This window comes from Neobacillus drentensis (assembly GCF_036962765.1).
In the GTDB taxonomy this organism is placed as follows: Bacteria; Bacillota; Bacilli; order Bacillales; family Cytobacillaceae; genus Neobacillus; species Neobacillus drentensis_C.
In genome coordinates this window covers 374-3,819 of record NZ_JBALOS010000210.1, presented here as the reverse complement: position 1 = coordinate 3,819, position 3,446 = coordinate 374, and the positions used below count along the sequence as shown (strand labels likewise).

Sequence of the window (3,446 nt, the reverse complement as noted above, 5' to 3'; positions counted from 1 at the left end):
CTTTTTTATCAAACGACAATTAGCTAAAGAAGAACTTATATTCCATAACAAAATATCTGAAGAAGTCCAAAATATGCAAGCATAACCTTGTGTATTTTGGACTTCTTCAAGCATGTAAAGGAAATAATGGATCAAAGTTACTAACTAGTTAAACAATCCCAAATATAATAACTGAATAAATTTTACCAATTTTTTACACAAATTAGTCAGGCAGTACACTATAATAAAAATAAAAATGACCAAGTATCTTTTGGGAAAACTGGGGAGTGGATGAACGTAAAAAAATTATGGAGATTGACGAAAAAAACTTTGATTTATGTGCTAGCAATCGTGATTGTATTATTGGGAGTAGGTTTTGTATACCAATGGAATGGCGTAAATAACGATCTGGCAAAGTACAAGCCTCCTGGTGAGCAGTATGATGTCTTTGGTCACAAAATGCATATTTATACCGGGGGAGAAGGAGAATTGACTGTAATTTTTAATGCTGGATGGGGAACCGTCAATCCTTACGTCGACTATTATCCATTGTATGATAGAATTGAAGCGCATGCCAGATTTGCTGTGATCGATCGCTTTGGTTATGGTTACAGCGATCAAACGGAGAGAAAACGAGATATCGACAACATTGTAGAAGAAATGCATGAATTATTAAAAAAATCCGAGATACAACCTCCTTATATCCTGGTCGGACACTCTCTTAGTTCACTTGAGACGATTCGCTTTGTTCAAAAGTATCAGGATGAAGTAAAGGGAATTGTGCTGTTGGATGGCGGAAGCCCTGAATATTACGCTAAACAGACACCTTTAACGGGGGTTTCCTTAATTCAACGTTTTCTTGTTAAGTCTGGTGTCGCCCGAGTGATGTATCATTTTGAAGGATTTGCGGAATCACTTGGAAGCGAACGCAACGGACTGAAACAATTACCTAATGAACTGAAGGAGCTTGATCGAATTTCCACACTTCTTAAAGCAAGCAACAAAAACATCACTGATGAAATGCGGCAGAGTAAGCTAAATGCTAGGAAAGTGTTGAAAGGAGAGAAGCCTTTGGAGGTTCCTATGACAGTTATTACTGCAGGGAGATTTGGAAAGCAACAATCGGAATGGATCGACAGTCAGGCTATATTGACTTCATGGTCCGATAGGGGTAAGCAAGTCATAGTAGAGGATGCAGAACATTATATACATCATTATCATCCTGACCTAGTAGCCAAGGAAATTTTAAACATTGTTAAAGAATAACGCCGTTCATTACTCAAATGAAACGACGCTAGTTTAACAAAGGGTTACTGTGGTATCCCTTTTCTTGTTTTACCAACGAGTGCTTTACTTCAAGAAGGAGTAAAGCCTTTTTCTTATTCAAGTAACGGAGCAGTTTAATTTAAGTGTAATTATTCACAATCTGTATTATTAAATGCCCTTTTCCTCCACACAAAAAGACTCTCACCAGATGAAAAAGGAGAATGAATTCATTATGAAATCATCCCCTCAAATAGTTTGAAAATGCTTATAGTGATATTACTCCTCAATGACTAGCTAAACGTTTTTCAAAATCCGCCTTAAACAACAGAATAGCATCAATATTTACAGCAAAATCGTGGTCACTGATATTAAAATTAGTTATAAACTCGTCAGACCTCTCACGAACCATAATTGTCGGACGGATATTGTCTCCAATAGCGTCCTGAGTTACACCACTTCCATAAATATACCAGTTAGTTTCAGTAGGCTTATTTGCTGCATTTTTAGATAAGTCATTTTTTATTATTTCGCATAAATTATCCATAAAATCTTCATTAAGATTAATGTTTTTTCCATATTCACCATCAACAGATATATCAGCATCTCCATACCAAATATTCCTGCTTGTTCGCTTTCCGTCATTTGAAGTGTAAGTTTCATCAAACAAAATCTTCATTTTCATTACCACCCCGTTAAAATACAATTTCTTCACACTATTATACACCAATTAGAAATTGTAAAATAGCTTGCTGTTAGTCTCACTAAACTTGTAAGAGTTAGGCAAGCTAACTTCATAGTAGGGTTCCTCCTAAAGTTGTGAGTTAGAGTGGTGTCTATACTCATAACTTACTGAGGAGCCCTATTTTTTTCAAAGTCGAAAAATAACGATCTACAGGAATGCTATCGGGGGCTTCTGTGAAAGAAAACGGTTGCCAATAAACTGGTTGCTTTTCTTATTCAACTAAAGAATCAGGTTAGCTTAAGAAGGATATTTTTTTACAAACATTGAATTACATAATAAAAGGGATGATTTTAGGGGAAATGATGTGATTGATAATAGACGTTTAAAAGAGTTTGAACACGAAATAGATGATGCTTTGCAAGGAATCTCTGATACATCAATTTTACTGAATTTCCAACAAGCTATTGTCAGTTTATACCCTCATTTAATTCCGATTAATGCTTTCGCATATGATTCTTGGGATGATATTGTAGTGCCTTTATTTTATGAGATGGTTTACAATACTTTTGCTTTTAAATATGGCATTGATATTAATTGGAATGAAACGCATACCTATATGTTTTCATTAAGATGCTACAAAGGGATAAATCATATTGAATGCATTCCGAAGCACCTTTCTTTTGCAGTTTTAGTAAACGGACAGTGGATTGAGATGGATAATGATGATTTGGAAGAAAAGGTACTCGCTTTTAAGTCTTTTGGGGACGGGGTACATTCTTTAACAGGTGGACTTGATGTAGAAGAGGCTTACAATGTAAGTTTTAACCTTGTAGAGGTTGATATTGTTTCAGCAAACACAGGTAATCCTGCTAAAACAAGTATATTAATTAATAAAGAACAGCTAGACTTTGTGTTTGTTGCGGAAACCTATGATGTCAATATAAAACGTTAACTTCTTATTGTGCTAACGAAGCAGGTTTGTTTAATAAGGATTAAAATGGAGGGCATATATGAAAAGAAAATCTATTCATGAGTTAGAACTGTGTGATTTTGATGTTCATCCAGTTTGGAAAACCGTTGAATTTGATGCAGATGAACTGGATGAACTAGTAGAACCTTTCGAAATTGATAAAGATGTTATTGACTTTCAAGAGGATTATTGGGTGAGGATAAAAGGCGTTTTGAATGATGGGTCAGATATATATGGAATTGGTCAAATCAATATTGAAGAGGGGGATATTTTTTCGATATCCTTTTTTGTAAAAGAGTAGTGGGAAGTTCTACATCTCCCACCAGCAGCTGACTTTGTATTAGAGGAAACAGGTCCTATTCCATTTGCTTCAAAATTATCAAAGGAAATAAATTGTGTATTTCCAATGAAAGTTTTACCTGATTTGGCAAAAGAAATTACTCATAAAGACATGGTTAATATCATCGAGACATAAATTCCTTATTGAAGTAAATGGGTGCAAGAGTTGAAGATTGGGGTTGCTGCGGCAGCCTTTTTTCTTGTTCCACT

Annotated in this window: 4 protein-coding genes; 3 read left to right on the top strand and 1 reads right to left on the bottom strand. The window is 35.1% G+C overall.

The window, feature by feature from the left end:
• The first annotated feature begins 270 nt into the window (after positions 1–270).
• A complete protein-coding gene (locus tag V7137_RS23195; RefSeq protein WP_218350942.1) occupies positions 271–1,245 on the top strand; it encodes an alpha/beta fold hydrolase in 975 nt (324 codons plus the stop codon).
• Between the two features lie 283 nt (positions 1,246–1,528).
• On the opposite strand, the gene V7137_RS23190 is transcribed toward V7137_RS23195, so the two are convergent.
• Positions 1,529–1,921: a hypothetical protein gene (locus tag V7137_RS23190; protein WP_218350943.1), complete on the bottom strand. Its 393-nt coding sequence runs from the start codon at positions 1,919–1,921 to the stop codon at positions 1,529–1,531.
• Positions 1,922–2,291: 370 nt separating this feature from the next.
• On the opposite strand from V7137_RS23190, the gene V7137_RS23185 reads away from it, so the two are divergent.
• Both V7137_RS23185 and V7137_RS23180 read left to right on the top strand, forming a co-directional pair.
• Positions 2,292–2,879 (top strand): hypothetical protein, encoded by a 588-nt coding sequence (locus tag V7137_RS23185; RefSeq protein ID WP_335700258.1) that lies wholly within the window; start codon positions 2,292–2,294, stop codon positions 2,877–2,879.
• A 58-nt stretch (positions 2,880–2,937) separates the two neighbouring features.
• Complete coding sequence (locus V7137_RS23180; protein ID WP_335700257.1) at positions 2,938–3,198, top strand: hypothetical protein; 261 nt, start codon at positions 2,938–2,940, stop codon at positions 3,196–3,198.
• The last annotated feature ends 248 nt before the right edge of the window (positions 3,199–3,446 follow it).

Excerpts from the sequence above, each read along its gene's own strand:
- V7137_RS23195 (WP_218350942.1), top strand. The coding sequence starts at position 271 with ATGAACGTAAAAAAATTATGGAGATTGACGAAAAAAACTTTGATTTAT.
- V7137_RS23180 (WP_335700257.1), top strand. The coding sequence starts at position 2,938 with ATGAAAAGAAAATCTATTCATGAGTTAGAACTGTGTGATTTTGATGTT.
- V7137_RS23190 (WP_218350943.1), bottom strand. The coding sequence starts at position 1,921 with ATGAAGATTTTGTTTGATGAAACTTACACTTCAAATGACGGAAAGCGA.